This is a genomic window from Microbacterium sp. IEGM 1404 (assembly GCF_030056775.1).
In the GTDB taxonomy this organism is placed as follows: Bacteria; Actinomycetota; Actinomycetes; order Actinomycetales; family Microbacteriaceae; genus Microbacterium.
Genome location: NZ_JASHKP010000042.1, coordinates 1 through 210, shown reverse-complemented (window position 1 = coordinate 210; position 210 = coordinate 1). Strand labels below are relative to the sequence as shown.

General features: G+C 71.0%; 1 pseudogene. It reads left to right on the top strand.

The features are described from left to right. Window positions 1–210 (top strand): annotated as a pseudogene (locus tag QM517_RS18190) (hypothetical protein); the annotation flags it as partial.

The following is a 210-nucleotide window of genomic DNA, read 5'->3' as shown; positions in this document are numbered from 1 at the left end:
GGTGAGGGAGGTTCCGACACCGGCCTGATAGCCGCGGGGCACCCCAGCGTCTCGACGACCTTCTACGTCTCCCCCGAGACCGAGCCCGGATCCACCGGATGGGCCGTCACGTTCGAACCGCGCGAGAACGCCGCACCTCGCGGGTCGGCGCGCGTCCTCGCCCTCTCCGGAGAGCTGGCGCTGCTGTCGGCGCTGTGCACCTTCTTGCAG